This window comes from Sporomusa sp. 246TCP1, assembly GCF_057319775.1.
In genome coordinates, this window is sequence record NZ_CM170492.1 from 2,968,402 (window position 1) to 2,989,525 (window position 21,124).

Consider the following 21,124-nt stretch of genomic DNA (forward strand, 5'->3'; position numbering starts at 1 on the left):
GCACAAACACCTTTTGCGACACGCTGCCAATGAAGAACCTATAAACCAGAGCTGCTTCACCGAAAGCAGCAATAAGCGGAGAACTCTCCGTCCCTGAACGCAGACCCCGTTCCTTGCCCGCCGCCGAACATGATAGTATACATATTTACGCCCTTTTTCACATAAAGCGGGCACCCTTGACACCATGTATCTTATGCGCACTGATGCTGATAAGATCGGCTCCAATGCTAGCAGCGGTGAAGGGTAATTTTCCAAACCCCTGCACAGCATCGCAGTGCAGCAACGCCGGGGAGCGTTTTCGTTTAATTATTGTTTTAATTTTATTGTGTATTATTCGATTATGTTTCAGCTACAATTTTCCCGATGTCAGTTATATCATATCCGCCAATGTTGCCGAATTCTTTTTTGAATGTAGCGGAACGGATAATCTTTAGCATGGTCATGACCTCATATGTATTGAGGTCATCTTTTTTTATAATAAGCTGATAGCGTTCTTTTTTTATAGGGATGAATTCAATATTATCCACTTGCTTTGCGATTTTTTCGTTTCCGATGGCAACATCCACCTCACCACTACTAACTGCACTGGCTACTGTCAAGTGAGATGATGTCTCGTTGGAATAGCCGTTAATCTGCATGCCGCTAATTCCAAGAAGTCTAAGATTCTCATCAAGTAGCACCCTGGAACCTGCACCTTTTTCTCGGTTGATCATCGTAACGTCCTCGCGCGCAAAATCACTCCATGTGCTAATGTTTTTCGGGTTTCCTTTTGCTACATAGAATCCTTGCATTCTACATGTCAGGTGGATAACGACAGCCGGAATCCCAGGGAGTAGTCTCCTTACATAGGGAATATTGTACTGGTCTGTATCGCCATCCCACAAATGCGCTGCAGTAACCTGAACCTTCCCTTGATACAAGGAGATTAGGCTGTCATAGCTACCAATATACGCACGCAGTGCTGACACTCCATTTAATCTCAAATAGTTTGACAAAACATCTAAGATAACATCTTGTCCGCAAATAATGAAGTTTTTACTACTTTGATTTGTTCCAAACATTAAATCATTTTGGAGAAAGGACTTGTCATTCGATGCTCCCTGCAAATTTCTTGATTTTGCAATATAGTTATCTACATCTTCCTCTGTGAACCGAACTTTACGGCCAACTTTATAGGATGTGATTTCACCTCTTTTAATCAAATCATAGATTGTACTTTTACTAACATGTAAAATATCTGCAACTTGCTCTGTAGACAGTGCTTTATTATTGTCCATTCATATCCGTCCATTCTATATTTATATGTGATTTAATGTAATTATATATCATTTCGTATGTTTTTGCCACTAATCACTAGACTAAGTGCGTTTTAGTGATATAATTTATTTTAAATCATGTATAAACCACTACTTTTTAGCGTTTATATACGATTACGTATCAATTCGCACATTTTCAAGTAAGAAAGGAACGAGTTATGGTTAATTTATTACTTACTCTCTTGACCGGAGGAAGTTTAGGTTTTGCATTTTATAAAATAAAAGTCCCTGGAGGACTTATGATTGGTGCCGTTCTTGGCGTAGCCGTGATAAATGTTTTGTTTGGGGTTGCTCATATGCCAAATGAAACAAAAACATTAGCCCTAATTATAGCAGGAGCGTTCATGGGTTGCACAATAGAAAAAAGTGATTTAAAACGCCTTCCTAACATTGCGAAACCTACTGCACTCATGTTATTTGCGTTTTTAATACTTAATTTATTTGTAGGCACAATTATTTATTTAATCAGCCCTTTAGATCTAGTAACATCGTTAATGGCAGCGGTTCCTGGAGGAATCAGCGATACGCCAATTATAGCAGCAGACATGGGAGCCGATGCACCGAAAGTTGCGGTAATGCAAATGGTACGTCAAGTGCTGGGGATTGGCATATTCCCAGCGATGATTTTAGCTTATCATAACAGAAGAAAATTTACTGAAAATGTAGACAGAGAAACTTTTACCGTAAAACGAGGAAAATCAAGCACAAAATCTTGGCTAGCCTTTTCGGTAACAATGGTTATAGCATTAATTATGGGGATTATCGGAAAGTACTCCGGTATACCTGCAGGTGCGTTTGTTTTTCCCATACTATCTGTTTTGATTTTAAAACTTGTATTTGATTTCGCTTATCTGCCGCGTTGGGCAAAGCAAGGGGCACAGATTTTAAGTGGCACGTATATCGGAAGTAGCATTACAATGTCAGACATCTCCGATATACGGCATCTGCTACTGCCCATTTTAATAATTATTATCGGCTATATAGCAAACTGCTTTATAACAGGTAAAATCATAAGCAAAATGTATGGGTTTACCAGAAAAGAAGCGATGTTGATCACTACTCCCGCAGGCGCGTCTGACATGGCACTAATTTCCTCAGATATTGGAGTGCAAAACACAGATATCATTGTCATGCAGGTTATTCGCGCAGTTGTTGTAATGACATTTTTTCCTCAAATAATTAGTTTGATTTGCAGTTTCATGTAAAGAGCAAAAAACTCAGGCAATTCACGTTTACTTAACATATAAACAAAATTGAAGGAGGAGTTTTGATATGAGTATAAGAGTTGCAATCAATGGTTTTGGCCGCGTAGGGCGTCTTGCGCTTAGACAATTTTTCGATTCAGATGAATACGAAGTAGTAGCAATTAACGATTTAGCCGATGCTACCCTGTTAGCCTATCTTCTAAAGCATGATTCAACTCAGGGGAAGTTTAGACTTGCCGACGAAGTAGAAGCCCGCGAAGACTTTATCAGGGTTAGCGAAAGAGAGATAAAAGTTTATAAAGAAGTAGATGCTTCAAAACTTCCCTGGAGACAGCTTGGTGTGGACGTTGTGCTGGAGTGTTCAGGTGCTTATTTGTCTAAAGCTAAATCGCAGGCTCATCTTGATGCAGGTGCAAGTAAGGTTGTTATTTCCGCTCCGGCTGGAAGGGACATGCCGACCATCGTATTCGGCATAAATGAGAAGTTATTGATGCCAGATGACAAAATCATTTCAGCTGCTTCGTGCTCGACGAACTGCCTAGCATTAATGGCTAAGGCCTTAAATGACTATGTGCCAATTCAAAGCGGCATTTCGACCACAATTCACGCTTTTACAGCTACCCAAATGATACTTGATGGCCCACAAAGAAAAGGTAACTTGCGAAGATCGCGTTCTGCACCAACTAATATTGTTCCTACCACCGCAGAAGCTGCCAAAGCCATTGGACTTGTCATTCCGGAGTTAGATGGAAAGCTCAGCGGTTCAGCTCAACGAGTTCCTGTGGCTGCAGGATGCTTAATTATTCTTATCGCAGTTGTCCACGGAAAGGATATAACGGTTGAAAGTATCAATGCGGCCATGAAAGCATGCTCATCAGATTCATTCGGCTATACGGAAGAAGAATATGTCTCATCTGATATAGTTGGTATTACCTATGGCGCACTGTTTGACGCTACGCAAACGATGGTTAGTCGGATTGATGATAATACTTATCAGGTTCAGATAGCATCGTGGTTTGACAATGAAAACTCATATGTAAGCCAAATGGTTAAAACGGCCAAGTATTTTGCAAAACTTTAATAAGATGTTTTTAAAAAACAACATCGTCATAGATGACCCAGATGAAGTTTAGGAACGTCACCGTCATTTGTGTTACCAAAATATGATGGACGATTAATAAAACAGTTTGGTAACTTCTCGATATAGATGAAATGGATAATTAATATACCATGGAAGTGTCGCTGACTACTACATCAATTCGTTTCATCAGAGGAGAGAAAGTTTATATAAAATTCATACAGGAGTTGATAAGATCAACATGCAGAAAAAAACTCGTTTACTCACAATCATAATGCTTTTTGCCGTGTCATTAACGCTTTGGGGGTGTGCTACTCAGCAACCCACCTCAAAATCGCCAGAAACGCAACCGGTGAAAAAGCTAACAGTAGCCGCAGCAGCTGACCTTGCTGTAGCCTTTAAAGAAATCGGCCAAAACTTTGAAAAAGAAACTGGTAATACGGTTGAATTTAGTTTCGGCTCTACTGGTACGGCAGTCCACCAAATAGAAAATGGTGCTCCCTTTGATTTATTGGCCGCTGCCAATGTCAAATATGTGGACGATTTAGATGCCAAGGGTAAGATTGTTTCCGACACCAAGCAACTATACGCCAGAGGTCGTATCGGTCTCGCGGCTCTAAAAGGAAAGCCTTATAATGTAAAGGATTTGACTGATTTAACTTCTCCTGATATCAAAAAAATTGCCATCGCAAACCCCGAACATGCACCATATGGACTTGCCGCAAAGCAAGCTTTAGAAAAAGCAGGTCTGTGGGATAAAATTAAAGATAAGTTAGTATACGGAAATAATATTCAAGATACATTAAAACATGTCCAGACAGGCAATGCCGAAGTCGGCATTATTGCGCTCTCCTTGTCAAAGAGAGATGATATTGATTTTTCTCTGATTGACGGCAACCTTCACGAACCCCTTGATCAAGCCTTGGCTGTCGTAAAGGGCACTTCCAACGAAGCATTGGCTCGCCAGTTTATTCAATACGTGAACGGTCCCGCGGGCCGAGTTATCATGAAGAAATACGGGTTTGTTCTACCAAGTGGACTGTAGGTGTAATCATCATGAATATATCTGATCTGAACTTATTTCCACTTATCATGTCGCTAAGGGTAGCGTTCAGCGCTACCTTGCTAAGCATTGCCATCGGTATTCCGATGGCCTATTTTCTTTGTAAATCTAGTAGTAAAATAGCTGATCTAGCAGACTCACTGCTGACATTGCCAATTGTGCTGCCGCCAACGGTTCTAGGTTATTATCTCTTGATATTGTTGGGTCGCCAAAGTTTTATCGGCAGATTTCTTGAAGAGAACTTTAATGTCATGATTGTATTTACTCCACTTGGCGCAACCATTGCAGCGATGGTTGTATCACTTCCATTCATGATTAAAACCGCACGCACGGCATTTACCTCTATCGACAAAGATTTAATTCACGCAGCGCGTCTCTTAGGACGAACTGATTATAATATTTTTCGTACAGTTCTGTTCCCGCTGGCGTGGCGTGGTATTTTGTCAGGCATTATCCTTTCATTTGCCCGCGCTTTAGGAGATTTCGGCACTACGCTTATGGTTGCTGGTAATATCCCGAACAAAACGTCAACGATGCCGATTACCATATATGATGCCCTTCTAGCGGGCAACACCGAACTTACTGATATGCTAGTCGCGATCATGACAATTGTCGCTTTGTCTATCCTGTTCCTGCTCAATCAACTTGACAAAAATGTTCTGAGGAGATAATAGTATGCTTGATGTAACCATTCGAAAAAGTTTAGGTGATTTTAAACTGCACGCCAATTTCCATGCGGATAATGAGATACTTGGCGTTCTTGGTCCCTCCGGCAGCGGCAAAAGTATTACATTGCGTTCAATCGCTGGAATTGAAACCCCAAACGAAGGAAGAATTGTGATTAATGATCGTGTGCTTTTTGATTCCAGGGAAAAGATTAATATACTCCCACGCCAACGAAACATCGGCTACGTTTTTCAGAACTATGCCCTTTTCCCCCATCTTACAGTCAAGGAGAACATCGCTTTCGGTTTACAAGGTTTGAATAAGCGGGATAAAACAGATCGTGTCCAAGAAACACTTCATATTTTTCGTCTCAAAGACCGCGAAAATCATTATCCAGCACAGTTGTCCGGCGGCCAGCAGCAGCGAGTGTCGCTGGCGCGTACACTTATTACGCGCCCCGACCTTTTGTTACTCGATGAACCATTTTCTGCTCTGGATAACCATATTAAACGCCACCTTGAAAATGAACTACTTGAAATCATTCGAAATAATTTTACAGGAACAGTTTTACTCGTAACTCACAATATTGAAGAGGCCCATCGCCTCTGCGATCACATTCTGGTTTATGCTCATGGTAAGAGTGTTCAGATGGGTGATAAGCATGAAGTAACGGAACGCCCCGCTACGTTGGAGGTAGCACAAGTTGTTGGTTGTCGAAACCTGATTAACGTAGGTGCTAACGCCCATGATAATACTATTAAAACGCTATTGTCAAACTCTAAAACCAAAGTCCAACTTAACTCAAAAACAACGATAGGTTTTCACAGTTACCATTTACACCTTTACGATAACGACCCGAAAGAATTGAATACATTTTACTGTCAGATTATTGACGTGATGGATGGAACGTTCTATGTCTCTATCACAGTAAACTGTGATGGCCACTTTATTCATATAGATATGGATAAAACAAAATGGAAAACCCTGGCGAAAAATATAAGGGACATGGTCTATTTGCATGTTCCTCCTGAGAAAGTCTTTTTTATCGGTTAAATATTTTTGCAAATATTAGCTATTACCCCACTGACTATTTTACGTGCTTTTGTTGATACCACTACCCATAAGATGATCTACGTGAAACCAGGAGATACAGTTTGGCATAATTGCCTATAAATACACAACATCCAAGGACGATGTTAGGGAAGTAGTTTTTGAGATTCGACGAATAAATAAATTAGACAATAACGCGAGAATATATCCTGGGCAAGCTTTAAGAGTGCCGGTTAGGTCTTGACAGATCTAGCTTACGAATCATCAAAGAAGAAATACCGCAAAATGTGGTCAACATAAATGACCATCATTTGCGGTATTATTATTTTCGCCGAATTACTGTCAATCAAAAAGATTCCCCAAAATTACATTTCTGCATCATTGTCGATTAGATCGTCTTAGCAATAAGGACCTACGTCATTCACTTTGGGACAGAGCACCTGTTCCTTGTCCCTTCCTGGGCAAGCGTTGAAGGTGTCGGTTAGGTCGAATTTATATCTTTATACATATATCCCCAAAATATACATGCTAAAATTTAAAAGAAAAATGTATGTATGTAACAACGAATTATGTCCAGTATATATAGAGAGCAAATAATCTAAGATGGGAGGCACAATATGGAAAATATTAACATGAGTAATACTCAGGATAATATTGCTCTAACGCAAGACGCATCCTATACAACTGGTTTGGACAATATAAGTCGTGCCATTCATAATCAACCTCTGAAAGAAAATGATAGCCAGGCAAATGAACGCCTATGGGAGAACATCACAAATGATTTTGAGCAAATATATCCTCATATGGATGAAAAAGATAGGCAGAAAGTTGTAGCTTCTAGAGAGGGCATAGAAGACGTTGCTATTGTATAAAGTAACCCTCATACCCATTGATTGGTAGACTTACGAATCTTTTTGTTTAACATGTGTATAGGATAAAGACAAAAAATCTAATATTTGCTTCCGATTTAGTATCATCCTAAACAAGAGATAATAAACGTTAGATGCGATGAGTGATTCTCGTGCCCGCTAATGCGCAAAGGAAAAGGTACTAAAATATAATATTTTTTAGCGCCTCTTCCTAATTGTTTTAAATCAATTAAATCAATTAAATCAAAACAATTAGGAGGATTATTATGAACAAATTTATCCGTGTAAACATGACAACCAAGGAAGTTACAACGAGTGAGGCTCCAGAAAAGTACGCAGCCCTAGCAGGTCGCGCTCTTACTTCAAACTTCGTTAACGATGAAGTCAAACCCACGTGCCATGCGTTGGGAAAAAACAACAAGCTGATCTTTGCTCCCGGTCTCCTCAGCGGCACTACTGCTGCCCAGTCCGGACGGCTCTCTGTAGGTGGTAAGAGCCCGCTGACCGGTACCATCAAGGAAAGTAACACTGGCGGAACTTTCTCCCAAAAGATGGCCAAAATGGGTATCAAAGCTCTGGTTATCGAGGGAATGCCTGAAGAAGACAAGTTCTATGTGCTTAAAATTGATATGAGTGGTGTAACCATAGAGGACGCTCCGGCTGAAATACTCGGCGGCTGTGGCAACTACGAAGCGATTAAAGTCTTAAATGCCAAATATGGTGCCAAAGTTGGTATCGCGTTGGCAGGTCCGGCTGGTGAATATCGCCTGCCTACCGCTAATATTTCCTTTAAAGATCCTGAAGGCAACATCCGTAGTGCTGGCCGTGGCGGTCTGGGTGCAGTGCTGGGTTCCAAGAAAGTAAAAGCTCTGATAATCGATGATGCCGGTGCACCTGGCGTTACCCTTGCGAAACCAGAGGAATTCAGAGCAGCAGCCAAAGCGTTTGCCAAGGCGTTGACTACTCATCCGGTAACTGGTCAGGCATTACCGGCGTACGGTACGGACGTATTGATTAACATCTTAAACGAAGCTGGCGGTTTACCTGCCAAGAACTTCACTACAGGCCGCATTGACTGGAATGACAAAATCTCCGGTGAAACCCTGAATGCCACGATCAGCGAGCGTGGCGGTCAAGGCAAAGTGTCTCACGGTTGCCACACTGGTTGCATCATTCGTTGTTCACAGTGGTATCCGGACAAAGAAGGCAATTACATTACGAGTGGTTTTGAGTATGAAACTATCTGGGCCCTTGGCGCTAACGCCGGTATTCAAGATCTGGATGCCATCGCTTATATCGACCGGGCAATGGACGATGTCGGCGTAGACGCTATCGACGTTTCTGTTGCCGTAGCTACCGCTATTGAAGGTGGTTTGCTTCCTTGGGGTGATGGCAACGCTGCTCTGGCTGCTATCAAGGAAATCGCTGTTCCTACTCCACTTGGCCGAATCCTTGGTGGTGGTACAGCCATTGTTGGTAAGATTTGCGGTCTGTTCCGGACTCCTATTGTTAAGGATCAGGCTATCCCTGCGTACGATCCACGTAACGTTAAAGGTATCGGCCTGACCTATGCTACTTCTCCAATGGGAGCTGACCACACCTCTGGTTACACCATAGCTACAAACATCCTAAAAGTTGGTGGCTATGTAGATCCGCTCAAGAAGGAAGGACAAGTAGAACTCTCCCGTAACCTGCAAATCGCCACCGCTGCTGTTGACAGCACTGGTATGTGTCTCTTCATTGCCTTCGCTATCTTGGATATTCCTGAAGGCTTTAACGCTCTGGTCGATATGATCAATGCTCGCTATGGTCTGTCATTGACAGCAGACGACGTAACTGCCCTCGGAAAATCAATTCTTAAAGTTGAACGGGCCTTTAATACCGCAGCTGGTTTTACGAACGCTCATGATCGTCTGCCTGAATTCTTTGAATATGAGCCTTGCCCGCCTCATAACCTTGTTTGGGACTTCACACCCGAAGAAATCGACGAAGTCTACAATTTCTAGTCAACTTCAAAAGCCGGACTCAGTCCCGGCTTTTTTTAGTTGTGAGGATTATCCTCCGTAGCAAGTTCCAGCTTTTGAATCCTGTGCCCTGAAGCGTATTTTTTCCTTCGCTCCATTTCTAATTGCAGGGCTTTCCAGGTTTCCCTGTCGATAATGGCTGGATGGCTATCTTCTACCAAATACTGTGGCACCTACCCAGTATTGTTTGCCCTCTTCTTGGTCAAAAAATCTAGGGTGTAAGTTTTTTGCAGCAAAGCATCTCCACGATATTTTTCGTTAGATAACATTTTCCGAATACTGCCTTCATACCATTTAGGCTTACTATTCCAGTTGGGTACGCGGTCACGCTCAAGGTCTCTGGCAATGCGGTTAGTCCCTTTACCATTAAGAAATTCTGTGAATATGCGCCTGACAATTTTGGCCTGCTTTTCATTAATAACAAGATTGCCATTTGCATCTTTATCATAGCCTAGAAATTTGGTGTGGTTGATTTGTAGCTTCCCTTGCTCAAATCGCCTTCTTATGCCCCAAGTAGAGTTCTCGGAAATGGACCGGCTTTCGTCTTGGGCTAAGGAGCTTAAAATAGAAAGCAGAACTTCCCCTTTACTGTCTAGCGTCTTAATATTCTCCTTTTCAAAAAACACCTCAACATTTAGATCCTTAAGCATTCGAACATACACTTCTTCTTGGTAAGGTGATCTTTGCGATATGTTTTTTGAAGCTTAGCAGCGCCTTTGTACTTTTCATTTTTGAGTATGGTTAGCACTGTGCTGGGATGCCACCGGCCACCGGCAATGGTCATAACTCCTTCAGCATTAAGCTCTTTGGCAATCACAAAAGTACCCTTACCGCCGATATAGTCTTTAATAATTCGTTCTACAATCTCGGCCTGGCTTTGATTGATAACCAAATCGCCGTACTCATCTTTGTCGTAGCCCCAAAAACGGGTAGCATTGATAGCCAGTTCGCCCTTCTCAAACTTACGTCTATATCGCCACTTTATATTCGCACACAGCATTTGATCGTTGTCACTCACAAACTCGGCATATCTTACGGTTTCCAAAAAATCTTTCCTTGCCAATCGATCAGCCGCTGTCGATTCGCTATAGGCTCGACTGGGGTCGGCCACCTGGTATTGCGCATATATACAATCAAAATAGGTGGCTGAGTGCTCTTGATAGCCCTGTTTTTTGTTCGTATGCATTGATAATTCCCTCTTTCACTTCACTTAGCATTTTGATACCGCTTTGAAAGTCGGCGGCTTCACCAAAAATCATGGTGGCCGGATTATGCACCATGAGCATACTGACCGGTGACATAATTACCTCATCTCCGGCCATGACAATGACCGAGGCGGCGCTAGCAGCTAGGCTATCAATTTTGATAGTGACTTTGCCTTTGTATTCTTTTAGCATATTATAGATTTGGTTTCCAGCGAAAACATCGCCCCCGGGAGAATTAAGCCACACGGATATATCACCGGCGGATGCATTAAGTTCAGCTTTAAATTTTTTTGGGGTAATATCGTCATCATACCAACTATCCGCGGCTATGTAACCGTCGAAGTACAGTGTGCGTCCTTCTTCACTATTACTCCAGTTCCAAAATTTTTCAATCAATCTTTTATCCCTCCTCCAACATCATACTTACCAGTCCAAGCCCCGGCATCAGCCATATCAACAAAGTTTCCGTTAACCAAATATTTTCCGCCACCTAACTCATCCGGTATCGTATTCATATCTTCTAGAACCCTAATTTCGTTGGCCGCCATGATCCCATTTTGCCGCATGGTTTGATAGAAGGCAGCCCTTGTGGCCGCATCGCCCCGTAATCGTCCATTCAAATTGAACTTCACAAAGAATGCCTTTTTCTCGGTTTCTGTAAATATCGCCTTCTGCATTGATTGTTCGATTCTTGAAACCCATGGAACAATGGTATTGTCAACAAAGCTAATGGATTGGTGCTCAATATTGCTGAAAGTCGCACGATCAAGGCTTGCCACCAAATGTGGGAGCACCCGAAATATGCGGCATATTTCTTCGGTTTGAAACTTTCTTGTTTCTAAAAATTGCGCTTGCTCTGGCGGGATGCCAATACTTTTGAAGGCCCGGGATGTGCAGGACTTCGTTGCTGCGGAGCAAATGGCTTTGACCATCTCTCTCGTATTGGTAGTAAAGCTGGCCCTGGTCGTTTCGGTTGACGGTCATTTTGTTAGGTAGCAGCGGATAAAGAGCTACTACTCTGCCCCGGCCATCGCGGATTGATTTGAGCGTAAGCATTGCCCCATAATAAAAGATGACCCATCAGTGTTTCTCTAAACACGAATGAAGTCATCTCTGGATTTGGTTCGCTATGGAGCAGATAATATATGGGGTGATCCGCTGCTTTTTCTTTACCGCTCGTAGTATAACGATAAGTGTGTAAAGGCAGCGATGCTATGGTTTCGGCTAGGATTCGAACGCAGGCATAAACAGCGGTTGTTTGCATGGCAGTTCGCTCATTTACGGTTTTTCCGCTTGTGCTTGTTCCGAGAAAGAAGGTATATGCACTGCCCCATGAGCTGTTTTTCGGACTGGCTCTTGTTTGAAAAAATCTTGATACAAATGATATTTTCACTGGTTACCTCCTGAAATGAGTATGAAAAAACCACCTCCTTCTGAAGATGGCTCGCTTTGAATGAAAATAATAGTCTGAGTATTGTCAGGTATCTTTTCTCAAAATGTTAAGGTATTCCTCATATGCAAAGCAACGATTGCGGCTTGCATTTTGTGTTTGCCTCAATATCCCGATTTCCATCAAATTATTTACCGCTTTAGAAACCGTATTAAACGCAAGACCTAATTCAGTACTGGTTTTTTTGATATCAATAATCGGGTTCTTTTTAATATATTCAAAAACCTGCACCGTCGTCTTGAGTGATTTCTTCGCTCCCAGTACTCTTGCGTGGTCTCTTTCATGCAGTGCCACTAACAAGTCAATGGTATCAATCGCATCTTGCGCTGACTCAGCAACTGCTTTCAAAAAAAACTGAATCCATTGTTCAAATCTTCCCTTTAGCCTTACTTCCATCATCCGGTCGTAGTATTCAATACGATTTCTTTTTAAAAAGTAAGAAATGTATAGATTTGGGTGTTTAAGAAGGTGCTTTTCCCGTAAATAAAGAGGAATTAGCAGCCTGCCCATCCGACCATTCCCGTCTAAAAAAGGATGAATGGTTTCAAACTGATAATGGATTAATGCAATCTTAATGAGCGGATCAACTTCTTCTTCACTATTGATATATTTCTCTAAATCAGACATAGCACTTTGCATATCTTCCGGATTCGGGGGTATATAAATGGCAGTTTTCAAAGTACTTCCCTGCGGACCGATCCAATTTTGACTCCGCCGAAGTTCCCCAGGCTCTTTTTCTCCCCCCCGTACGTTTTCCATTAATACTGCGTGCGTTTCTCTTAAAAGTCTGTTGCATAATGGAAGTTCTTGCATTCTATTGCTAGCATACAAAACCGCTTTAATATAGTTTATTACATCCGCCACATTACGATTTGTATTCTCTTCTATGGCTGGGTCCAATATATCTTCCAAAGTGGCCTGTGTTCCCTCAATTTGCGAAGACAGCAAAGCCTCTTTCCGGACGTACATGGAAACAAACAAATCAATATTAGGTATCCGATTTGAAAGGGCATCCAGTATTCCAAGCATTCTATTGGCTTTCACCAACAGAGCAATAATCTCTTCATCCATGACTACGGGCGGATTGGGCGGTAGCGGTTTTGGCTCATAGGAATTGTACTGCATTTCCCCGCTTAGATTTTTTTTATACTCTCCGGCACGATCCTTCATGTTCTACTCCTTAAAATGAAATTACATTTGTATTATATCACTTATTATTTCATTTTTTAAGTTTTTTATGAAATAAGCTTGGTCAATAATTTGCGTAATTTCATTTTTATAGTGTCAAAATACCTCTTTCGTCATAAACGCTGGCTTTGTTAACATTTCCGTATCGCCCGATCAAGCGCCATAATCAATGCCACTGCACCGTCAATCCGTTCGGTGCTTTTTTCTTTGTCGGGCTTAAGATTGCCAGCTGGGTCAGTTTTTACGTAGATATTATCCATCATCCACCGGAGTACGGGGTTACCGCCATGCGCTATGTTCTTCTCTAAGGTAGCTTCATGAGTTCTTTGGTTGCTGGCGACATATCTTTGTAGCCTTGTCCAAACGGTACGACGGTAAAACCCATACCTTCTAGATTCTGCAACATTTGTACAGCGCCCCATCTATCAAAGGCAATTTCTTTGATGTTGTACTTGGTGTTGAGTTCTTCAATAAAGGCTTCGATAAAGCCGTAATAGACCACATTACCTTGGGTGGTCTTAACAGTAACAGGGATCGTCCTCCCTAATACTTCCATACGTTTACGCAAAATGAGTAGGGATTTATGCGAGATTGGCAAGAAAAAGCACCTGAGAAGAATACAATCTTCCCAAGTGCCAATATCGCATAAATCTTATTTTACTAAACTGTTTCGCAGTGACTCTCTAACTAAAAAAGTGCTTCGACCCATCTCACGGGCCGAAGCACTTTACCAAGTATTAAACTATCATACAAATCAAACTTAACTCATTTACTTATGTTCGCATAGACTTAGGGTGTCGCTTTTTCGACCCCCAACACATGTTCGATATATTTACTGTATGCAGCAGCAAAACCCTTATATTTCAAGGCATCGCGCCCCTTAACCCCACCGAATTTCATGTAGGGGGGGCGACCCCCAACGTATGTTCGCCCCGTTTAGCACGTCTATGAAAACATAAAAACACACATTTTTAATTTATCAAAACATGCGAACCCTTGCGGAATAAGGCTATTTTTCAATATGGCTGATTACAGCTGCACATATCTTTATAGGGAACCACATTAATTTTAGGGTATTCTGAGGTGCTTACCCAAAATATTATTTGAAAACCAAAACAAAGTGTTTGCTACACTAAGTATTCACACTATCTGCTCATGGTATTCCATTTTATATTTATAGCTTAAACTTAGTTACCTCGGTCTGCAAATCCTGGGCTAACTTAGCAAGTGCCTGGCTCGATGAGGCAATTTCCTCCATAGAAGCCAGTTGCTCTTCAGCAGCAGCCGAAACGCTCTGTGCCTCATCCGCCGATTTTTTGCCAAGACTGTCAATCTTTTTCACCGAACCAACAATTTGCTGGCTGCCTGCCGCCATTTGCTGCATTGTAGCAGAAATTTCTGTCACCTGACCCGATACCTCTGTCACCAGACCCGCAATTTCCCTAAAGACCGCACCAGCATGATTTACAACCTCGGCTCCTGTCTTGACTTCTTTCGTGCCATTTTCCATGGCTACAACGGCCTTGTCGGTATCTCCCTGAATTTCGCCAATAAGTTCGGCAATTCTTTTTGCTGCATCCTGTGACTGTTCAGCTAACTTGCGCACTTCGTCGGCTACTACGGCAAAACCCCTACCCTGTTCTCCCGCTCTTGCAGCCTCAATAGCCGCATTTAATGCCAAAAGGTTGGTCTGTCCGGCAATACCGGAAATAGTATCGACTATTTGTCCAATTTCTTTGGAGCGTTCACCTAATTTTGCTACAACGTGAGCTGAAGCTGTAACCGTCGTTTGGATTTGCCCCATCTGTACCACTGCTTGTTCTACCGCTTTATCGCCAGTTTTTGCCTTTTCAGCCGCCTGGGATGAATAATCAGCCAATTGATTGGCATTAGCGGCCATTTGCTGAATACTGGACGACATCTGCTCCACAACAGCAGTTGTGTCGTTGGTTACATCCATCTGCTCACTGGCACCTGCAGCCACATCAGTAATTGACGTAGCAATCTGGTTGGCGGCCTGTGCCGATTGTTCCGAAGTTGCTGTCAATTCCTGCGAGGAAGCTGCTACCTGCTCAGTAGCCCCATGAATTTTTCGAATAAGATTGCGCAGATTTTGCACCATTTGTTCAAAACTCTGTCCTAAACGCCCAATCTCGTCATTAGAGACAATTTCCAGTTTTGTCTGTGAAATGTCACCCTCAGCAATACGATTGGCCGCCGTCTCCAATGCCTGAATAGGTTTTGCAATACGGCGCGCAATCCAAACAATCACCAGGGCGGTAAGAACTAAAACCACAATAATCGTCGTCATTGAGATCGTGGTTAAGGCTGATACAGCTCCGGATATTTCTGCTATTGGCACATTAATAGCCAAAAACCATTTGACCCCTGGTACCGGTGCAAAGGCCACCATTTTATTTGTGTTTGCATAATCATAATTAGCTAACCCTATCTCACCCTTTACAATGCGTTCATTAACAGAACGGAGCGCTTGCGGAAGTTTTTCGTCTTTGACGGCGTTAACCTTCATAGCTATTTCCTTATCAGGGTGAATAATAATCAAGCCATCTGCCTGCAAGACATAAGCATATCCCGTCTGCCCTACTTTTATATCTAATACTTTCTTACTGAGTCCTTCCATATTAATCGACCCATAAATCACACCACTAACTTTACCATCTTTTTTTACAGGAATAGCCACCGCCGTTATCGGTTTACCAGTAGTTTTTGATATCACTGGGTCGGAAATTACTGTCTCTCCTTTAATTGCTCGCCGAAAGTATTCCCGCTCAGACAAGCTGCCTTGTGACCCCAATGAATTAATATATGTTCCATCAGGTTTAATATATCCAATGCTGTCGTACACTTTATTCGTTTGAGCAACATTTAACAAAAAGGGAGCAATCACTTCAAAGTTTCCGCTCTGAACCAAAGGATCTACCGACATTATCAACATCTCTGCTTTACGAGCCTCCAACCAGTCACCGACATCGCCAGATGAATTTTTTGCCTTTTCAGCAATATCACTGCTCATATTGTCAGTAATGATTGATCGCGCCTTCCAGTAGTTCAGTCCTCCCAAAGTTCCCATCGCCACCAAAAAGATAAATAAAATAAATACCGTCAATTTTGTCTGAATGCTTCTCACGAAATGAACCTCCCCTATTTATACTTTGGATATATATGTATTCGTCATATTAAGACAAATAACCTCTTTTACTAAATATTTTGTCAAATATAAAAGAACGGTTCTTGAAGGCTCAATCGGAAGTTTTGCGCGCAAAAAAGGCTAACCTCACAGCAGAATCTGCAAGATTATCCTCCAAGTTATCTACGCAAATTTTTGATTGTACTAAACTGCTTCGCAGTAGTTCTCCAAGCTCCAAAAGTGCTTCGACCCATATTCTCACAAGCCGGAGCACTTTTCATATTTTCCTCAGAATTTCCTACTTTTAGCCGGAATTGATTTACTTTTTCTATCTGTTCATTAGATAAATTAAGTTTCGCCAGTAGTTGATGAATGATACCGGATTGGGTTGCGTGTATTAATTGGTCAATATCAGGGTGAACTATAACAAGGTTTTTGTATTTATCATTTCCATTGGTTTGGATGTTTTTGATATGGTGACAGTGAAAATCACTGACATTCAGTCTCGTTCCAAGTATTCTGCATTTCCCGCATTAGGCAGAGAATAATGATATTCGGTTGTCATTGTATTCAATGCTTTGATTTTCTACAGGGTGTTTCACCAGATAGAGAAATTCATGCTCTGATACCTTTTCGATCTGTTTATGAATGAGTATTCTACCTTCAGTGGTGTAGTTATTTATTTTGGTAGAAAAGCTCATTGCATTTTTATGCTTGCAACATGACATGGGGTATATAATTTTGCAGCGGATATATAATTTGTTTTTGTTATAGCCCTTATATTTTTGGGTATATACTTTGTCAGGAGAGCCTTTATTGGTGGCGATTAACCGCCATCTCATTTTTGCTATCCTATCAAGATAGTATCCAATATTATTGAAGTCTATAGAACAGTGCGTTGCTATACGATAGTAATTTTGGGTTCCCAGCACGTAGGAATTGAACAGGGCGATATTTTTTTGGCTGGACTTCTGTTTGACTTTTTTGATTAGTTTTTTACCTTTGACCATTATTTTACTAACAGCATCAGATTTTACTTGAATGGGCTACCCGCTTTTTGCCTTTTACAACGGCTTTAATCGAAAAGCCAAGAAATTCAGATGATTTCTTTCGCAGATTTGTTATTTTGGATTTATCCGGGCTAATTTTAAGATGTAATCTTTCTTTGAGCCAAGACTTAACTGCTATGAAGACTCTTTCGGCTATATCGCGGGTACGACACATGATCTTAAAGTCGTCAGCGTATCTAATAATGAAGCATTCTTTTAGCTTTGAAGAATTACGTAGAGCATTTAGCTTATTGTCATTTCTTGTAAAGGTATGAGCTGTTTCGAAACTTTCCCATTGATCACTAATCCACCAGTCCAGTTCATTTAAGACTATATTCGATAACAAAGGAGATAAAATGCCACCTTATGCAAAGTAATATATTATGCAAAGTAAACGCTTAGAATGCACGGTTTGAGGGCATTTGTAACTGATTTACTTCGCATAATATTCTCGTAAAAAAGCTGACCCCATGCGTAGAAAGTCTGGAAAACCAGTTTATTTCGTATAAAGAAAAGCTATTTTGATATTTTTTTTGAATATTTGACCACATGTCCAAATATATTATGCAAAGTAAATCAAAGAAAACTGTAGAGTTTATCAGCACTTCAGCAGATTACTTAGCATAATAACTTACTTTGCATAATGAATAGAGAATTATCCGAGGTCAGCTGCACAAGAAAAATCAGCTCGCCGAGACTGGGAGCTGACTTTGGATAATTCTATTGGACGAAACTGCGGCGCATTTGAGCTTATGGGGAAATAAAAAAATGCCTTAAGTGCATTTTGATCATTGGTATATCGATTTTTTAAAAACTTGCTTGCTAAAGATCAGAAATAACGACCAAAATGCTTCGAAATAGCGCAGTTTAGACATACGTTCCCCCTCCCCAATTAAGAGGCACTATGGAGTCCCTATCCACTTACTGTGATTGTCCTGGTGAATCTCTGCTGAAATGACCAACTCTACAACACGGACAAAGCGATACATCTTTACCAGTTAGTTTTTTCAATAACTCAAGTATGGATAGCTTTACTCTTGGTATGCCACTAGACACGGTTTTTGTGAGCTTTTTACAGAGTTTCAGTTTTGTTGCTTTATTTCGCAGACTTAAAAAACCATAATGACGTATCTTGGTGAAACCACTAGGCAACACATGAATGAGAAACCGGCGAATAAATTCATCTATTTGTAGCTCCATTTCTTTTTGCTTATTGCCATCTTTATAGTCACGCCACTTGAATGTAACAAGGCCGTCTACAAGTTTTTGGATACGATTGTTGGAAATGGCAACGCGATGAGTATAACGCCCCAGGTATTCGACTACATAGCCAGCGTTTTTGAAAGGCGGCTTGCAATAGACAATCCATTCCTTTTGATAAAGAGATGTCATAAAATCATGAAACTGAGCCGGATTCTGAAGATAACCACTTGAGCCGTAAAATTCAAGCTTAGCCTGTTTAAGATAATATAAAAACTTACCTCTGAATTTTCTCGACAAAACCTTCACTGGAATAAAAAACTTTTTTCTGGAGTTAACCCACTTGCCGCAAGAGGTAAGCCCGCCACCTGGCACGATACAGTGAGTATGAGGATGGCAGCGGTGCGACAGTTCTCTATAGCACGCGTGGCTTTCCTTTGATTCATGGAAAGGCCGTGGTTGAAACGATAGCTTTCTCCGTGTTGGGCAAAAATATCTTGTAATTCAGGCATGGGAAGCTGCCTCTGGATTACCAATCGTAGGCATGTTGTCGAGCGGGCTTTTTATGCCAGCTGTTACATTTGCCAGATGCAAATAAATAGTTGTGGACTGGATACTGCTGTGACCGAGCAGCTCTTTAATCTGTAATAGAGATGCGCCGTCTTCCAGCAAGTGGGTTGCGATTCTATAGGTGAAGTTCTGGGTATTTCCGCAGATTTGAAATCGTGCTTTCCACAGCAATATAGGCAAATTCTATCTATTGCCTACTTCCTGATTCTTGAAGATAGGAATCCATTAAGTCGTTTTCCCAAATGGGATCGGACACACATGCATCCTTATGGAAAAAACATTTCTTCTCAAAGAAGCAGTGAACTGTTCGCATCCATAACCGAGGAAGGAAAGGAGCATTTTTTTCGGCTTCAAGGAAAACGAAGAAGTGAGAACGAATACTGGGCCTATGACACGACAAGTATTTCGTCCTATTCCGAATCCTTAAAGCAGGTAAAATATGGACACAACAAAGACCATTATCCGCTTCCGCAGATTAATCTTGCGCTGCTGTTTGGTGAAGAATCAAACCTGCCCTTCTATTACCGCAAACTCGCCGGTAATATCAGTGACGTCAAGACGGTTAAAAAACTGCTTACTGACATGGAATATCTTGGATTTGGTAAGATAAAGCTAGTTATGGATCGAGGCTTTTACAGCAAAGAAAATATTAACAATCTTTATCAAAATCATCTGAAGTTCCTCATTTCAGCCAAAGTATCCTTGAAGTTTATCCGTATGGAACTGGATAAGGTAAGGGATACCCTAAGGACACGAGCAAACTATAATGCTGTCTATCAGATTTATTCACATACAGCCCTGATTTCCTGGAATTATTCACAGGAAAGACCCTATAAGGGAGACACCATCGAAGATAAAAGACGTATGTATCTTCATATTTATTTTAATGGCGAAAAGGCTCTTGAACACGAAAAGAACTTCAATGCCATGCTCGATATGCTGGAAGAAGAACTGGTTTCCGGAAGTCGTAAACCAGAACATGAACGGCAGTACACCAAGTATTTCAATATTAGTACGACACCGGTACGGGGAACGAAGGTCACAGTTAAGCAGGAAGCCGTGGACGCCGCCGAAAAGGATTATGGTTTTTTTGCTCTTATCAGTAATGAAATCAAAGATTCAATAAAGGCTCTTGAAACATACCGTAACAAGGATCTTGTGGAAAAAGCCTTTGGTAATCTGAAGGAACGCCTGAACATGCGGCGCACTGGCGTGTCATTAGACAGTGCACTAGAAGGAAAGCTCTTTGTCCAATTCATAGCTCTGATCTATCTTTCTTACATAAAGAAACAGATGTCGGAACAAAATTTATATAAAAGCTACACAATGCAGGAACTTCTGGATGATCTTGATGTCATCGAATGCTTTGAACAGCCATGTCATGCTCTGCATGTAGGTGAGGTAACAAAGAAACAGGTAGGACTTTATAAAAGCCTCGGAATTAAGCCGCCAGCCTCGTTATAAATTTATCGGGAATTGAGGATTCATTGTGAACGCCGAATTCATTTAGCATTTTGTCAAATAAGCACTAAAAAACCAGATATATTTTTCAAAGAAACAAATGCCGTCGCCTATAAGTCCGCTTGCACAATCATCTGTGACTACATCCTTTATTCTTTTCAGCATACTTACCATACAACAAAAGTCATCTACTATTATTTTAGCTACTTTTTGTGAACTGAAAAATTCGCTGGGAAGTTCCTTTATTGTAGCAACTTCAAGATACTCTTCTGTTGAAGCTAGAGGCTGATAACCTAACATTTTAATTCTTTCGCCAACAGCATCAAATTTATCTGCAATTGCCTCATATAGTACTTGTGTTTGTGCATGTAAATCAAAAAATCCTACGCCTACAACATTCCAATGTAAGTTATGAAGTTTAACATAAAGTATATTAAGATTTGCCAGGTATATGTTTAGACCTTTTACTGTTTCACAGAGTTTTTCCGGATTTTCTACAGTAGGGCAGTATTTATTCATTTTAAACGCTCCTTTTTGCTTATTAATATGTGGTAATCCTGTTAGTAATAATATATGCAAATA

General features: G+C 41.2%; 20 protein-coding genes and 3 pseudogenes. 8 read left to right on the top strand and 15 right to left on the bottom strand.

The features are described from left to right. Positions 1–157: 157 nt before the first annotated feature. Together AC1ECB_RS13870 and AC1ECB_RS13875 are read right to left on the bottom strand one after the other, a co-directional pair. Positions 158–349 carry an aminotransferase class V-fold PLP-dependent enzyme gene (locus AC1ECB_RS13870; protein WP_485669344.1) on the bottom strand — a complete coding sequence of 64 codons (192 nt, stop codon included), beginning with the start codon at positions 347–349 and terminating at the stop codon, positions 158–160. After that, a complete protein-coding gene (locus AC1ECB_RS13875) occupies positions 339–1,277 on the bottom strand; it encodes a substrate-binding domain-containing protein (protein WP_485669220.1) in 939 nt (312 codons plus the stop codon). The genes AC1ECB_RS13870 and AC1ECB_RS13875 overlap by 11 nt, the downstream gene beginning before the upstream one ends. A gap of 197 nt (positions 1,278–1,474) precedes the next feature. Between AC1ECB_RS13875 and AC1ECB_RS13880 the strand changes: the two genes are divergently transcribed. The 7 genes from AC1ECB_RS13880 to AC1ECB_RS13910 all read left to right on the top strand — a co-directional run bounded on the left by AC1ECB_RS13880 (position 1,475) and on the right by AC1ECB_RS13910 (position 9,253). Continuing rightward, a complete protein-coding gene (locus AC1ECB_RS13880; RefSeq protein WP_485669221.1) occupies positions 1,475–2,521 on the top strand; it encodes an AbrB family transcriptional regulator in 1,047 nt (348 codons plus the stop codon). A 67-nt stretch (positions 2,522–2,588) separates the two neighbouring features. Next, positions 2,589–3,602, top strand: coding sequence for a type I glyceraldehyde-3-phosphate dehydrogenase (locus AC1ECB_RS13885; protein ID WP_485669222.1), 1,014 nt, complete (start codon positions 2,589–2,591; stop codon positions 3,600–3,602). 238 nt (positions 3,603–3,840) lie between these two features. Beyond that, positions 3,841–4,644 (top strand): molybdate ABC transporter substrate-binding protein, encoded by an 804-nt coding sequence (modA, locus tag AC1ECB_RS13890; protein WP_485669223.1) that lies wholly within the window; start codon positions 3,841–3,843, stop codon positions 4,642–4,644. Between the two features lie 11 nt (positions 4,645–4,655). Next, positions 4,656–5,333, top strand: a complete 678-nt coding sequence (gene modB, locus AC1ECB_RS13895; protein WP_485669224.1) for a molybdate ABC transporter permease subunit — start codon at positions 4,656–4,658, stop codon at positions 5,331–5,333. Between the two features lie 4 nt (positions 5,334–5,337). After that, positions 5,338–6,381: a sulfate/molybdate ABC transporter ATP-binding protein gene (locus AC1ECB_RS13900; protein ID WP_485669225.1), complete on the top strand. Its 1,044-nt coding sequence runs from the start codon at positions 5,338–5,340 to the stop codon at positions 6,379–6,381. 614 nt (positions 6,382–6,995) lie between these two features. Continuing rightward, positions 6,996–7,250 carry a hypothetical protein gene (locus AC1ECB_RS13905; protein WP_485669226.1) on the top strand — a complete coding sequence of 85 codons (255 nt, stop codon included), beginning with the start codon at positions 6,996–6,998 and terminating at the stop codon, positions 7,248–7,250. A gap of 263 nt (positions 7,251–7,513) precedes the next feature. Continuing rightward, positions 7,514–9,253 carry an aldehyde ferredoxin oxidoreductase C-terminal domain-containing protein gene (locus tag AC1ECB_RS13910; RefSeq protein ID WP_485669227.1) on the top strand — a complete coding sequence of 580 codons (1,740 nt, stop codon included), beginning with the start codon at positions 7,514–7,516 and terminating at the stop codon, positions 9,251–9,253. Positions 9,254–9,288: 35 nt separating this feature from the next. Here the strand turns inward: AC1ECB_RS13910 and AC1ECB_RS13915 are convergent. The 12 genes and pseudogenes from AC1ECB_RS13915 to AC1ECB_RS13970 form a co-directional block, all read right to left on the bottom strand. Further along, a pseudogene (locus tag AC1ECB_RS13915) lies at positions 9,289–9,921 on the bottom strand (recombinase family protein). Continuing rightward, the gene (locus AC1ECB_RS13920; protein ID WP_485669228.1) at positions 9,906–10,457 is read right to left on the bottom strand and encodes a recombinase family protein; all 552 of its coding nucleotides are present in this window, start codon (positions 10,455–10,457) and stop codon (positions 9,906–9,908) included. Before AC1ECB_RS13920 ends, AC1ECB_RS13915 begins: the two are co-directional and overlap by 16 nt. Beyond that, the gene (locus AC1ECB_RS13925; RefSeq protein ID WP_485669229.1) at positions 10,405–10,872 is read right to left on the bottom strand and encodes a head maturation protease, ClpP-related; all 468 of its coding nucleotides are present in this window, start codon (positions 10,870–10,872) and stop codon (positions 10,405–10,407) included. The genes AC1ECB_RS13920 and AC1ECB_RS13925 overlap by 53 nt, the downstream gene beginning before the upstream one ends. Continuing rightward, positions 10,869–11,863 (bottom strand): annotated as a pseudogene (locus tag AC1ECB_RS13930) (phage portal protein). The gene AC1ECB_RS13925 and the pseudogene AC1ECB_RS13930 overlap by 4 nt, the downstream one beginning before the upstream one ends. Positions 11,864–11,953: 90 nt before the next feature. Continuing rightward, entirely contained in the window at positions 11,954–13,096 is a 1,143-nt protein-coding gene (locus tag AC1ECB_RS13935; protein WP_485669230.1) for a Fic family protein, read from the bottom strand. 106 nt (positions 13,097–13,202) lie between these two features. After that, positions 13,203–13,631 (bottom strand): annotated as a pseudogene (locus tag AC1ECB_RS13940) (terminase TerL endonuclease subunit); the annotation flags it as partial. 657 nt (positions 13,632–14,288) lie between these two features. Further along, on the bottom strand, positions 14,289–16,262 hold the full coding sequence (locus AC1ECB_RS13945) for a methyl-accepting chemotaxis protein (RefSeq protein ID WP_485669231.1): 1,974 nt from the start codon (positions 16,260–16,262) through the stop codon (positions 14,289–14,291). A 533-nt stretch (positions 16,263–16,795) separates the two neighbouring features. Then, on the bottom strand, positions 16,796–17,272 hold the full coding sequence (locus tag AC1ECB_RS13950) for a hypothetical protein (protein WP_485669232.1): 477 nt from the start codon (positions 17,270–17,272) through the stop codon (positions 16,796–16,798). 16 nt (positions 17,273–17,288) lie between these two features. Then, complete coding sequence (locus AC1ECB_RS13955; RefSeq protein ID WP_485669345.1) at positions 17,289–17,669, bottom strand: reverse transcriptase domain-containing protein; 381 nt, start codon at positions 17,667–17,669, stop codon at positions 17,289–17,291. A gap of 563 nt (positions 17,670–18,232) precedes the next feature. Next, the gene (locus tag AC1ECB_RS13960; RefSeq protein WP_485669233.1) at positions 18,233–18,886 is read right to left on the bottom strand and encodes an IS91 family transposase; all 654 of its coding nucleotides are present in this window, start codon (positions 18,884–18,886) and stop codon (positions 18,233–18,235) included. Next, positions 18,817–19,023, bottom strand: coding sequence for a hypothetical protein (locus tag AC1ECB_RS13965; protein ID WP_485669424.1), 207 nt, complete (start codon positions 19,021–19,023; stop codon positions 18,817–18,819). Before AC1ECB_RS13965 ends, AC1ECB_RS13960 begins: the two co-directional genes overlap by 70 nt. Continuing rightward, entirely contained in the window at positions 19,016–19,261 is a 246-nt protein-coding gene (locus AC1ECB_RS13970; RefSeq protein ID WP_485669234.1) for a tyrosine-type recombinase/integrase, read from the bottom strand. Before AC1ECB_RS13970 ends, AC1ECB_RS13965 begins: the two co-directional genes overlap by 8 nt. Between AC1ECB_RS13970 and AC1ECB_RS13975 the strand changes: the two genes are divergently transcribed. Further along, entirely contained in the window at positions 19,184–20,545 is a 1,362-nt protein-coding gene (locus AC1ECB_RS13975) for an IS1634 family transposase (RefSeq protein WP_485669235.1), read from the top strand. The genes AC1ECB_RS13970 and AC1ECB_RS13975 overlap by 78 nt on opposite strands. 42 nt (positions 20,546–20,587) lie before the next feature. On the opposite strand, the gene AC1ECB_RS13980 is transcribed toward AC1ECB_RS13975, so the two are convergent. Then, entirely contained in the window at positions 20,588–21,061 is a 474-nt protein-coding gene (locus AC1ECB_RS13980; RefSeq protein WP_485669236.1) for a Dps family protein, read from the bottom strand. Between the last annotated feature and the right edge of the window lie 63 nt (positions 21,062–21,124).

What these genes read in the sequence shown, in the direction of transcription:
- modA (WP_485669223.1), top strand. Translation starts at nt 3,841, where the DNA reads ATGCAGAAAAAAACTCGTTTACTCACAATCATAATGCTTTTTGCCGTG.
- AC1ECB_RS13885 (WP_485669222.1), top strand. Translation starts at nt 2,589, where the DNA reads ATGAGTATAAGAGTTGCAATCAATGGTTTTGGCCGCGTAGGGCGTCTT.
- AC1ECB_RS13875 (WP_485669220.1), bottom strand. Translation starts at nt 1,277, where the DNA reads ATGGACAATAATAAAGCACTGTCTACAGAGCAAGTTGCAGATATTTTA.
- AC1ECB_RS13965 (WP_485669424.1), bottom strand. Translation starts at nt 19,023, where the DNA reads ATGCCTGAATTACAAGATATTTTTGCCCAACACGGAGAAAGCTATCGT.
- AC1ECB_RS13910 (WP_485669227.1), top strand. Translation starts at nt 7,514, where the DNA reads ATGAACAAATTTATCCGTGTAAACATGACAACCAAGGAAGTTACAACG.
- AC1ECB_RS13935 (WP_485669230.1), bottom strand. Translation starts at nt 13,096, where the DNA reads ATGAAGGATCGTGCCGGAGAGTATAAAAAAAATCTAAGCGGGGAAATG.
- modB (WP_485669224.1), top strand. Translation starts at nt 4,656, where the DNA reads ATGAATATATCTGATCTGAACTTATTTCCACTTATCATGTCGCTAAGG.
- AC1ECB_RS13950 (WP_485669232.1), bottom strand. Translation starts at nt 17,272, where the DNA reads ATGGTCAAAGGTAAAAAACTAATCAAAAAAGTCAAACAGAAGTCCAGC.
- AC1ECB_RS13980 (WP_485669236.1), bottom strand. Translation starts at nt 21,061, where the DNA reads ATGAATAAATACTGCCCTACTGTAGAAAATCCGGAAAAACTCTGTGAA.
- AC1ECB_RS13900 (WP_485669225.1), top strand. Translation starts at nt 5,338, where the DNA reads ATGCTTGATGTAACCATTCGAAAAAGTTTAGGTGATTTTAAACTGCAC.
- AC1ECB_RS13905 (WP_485669226.1), top strand. Translation starts at nt 6,996, where the DNA reads ATGGAAAATATTAACATGAGTAATACTCAGGATAATATTGCTCTAACG.
- AC1ECB_RS13880 (WP_485669221.1), top strand. Translation starts at nt 1,475, where the DNA reads ATGGTTAATTTATTACTTACTCTCTTGACCGGAGGAAGTTTAGGTTTT.
- AC1ECB_RS13920 (WP_485669228.1), bottom strand. Translation starts at nt 10,457, where the DNA reads ATGCATACGAACAAAAAACAGGGCTATCAAGAGCACTCAGCCACCTAT.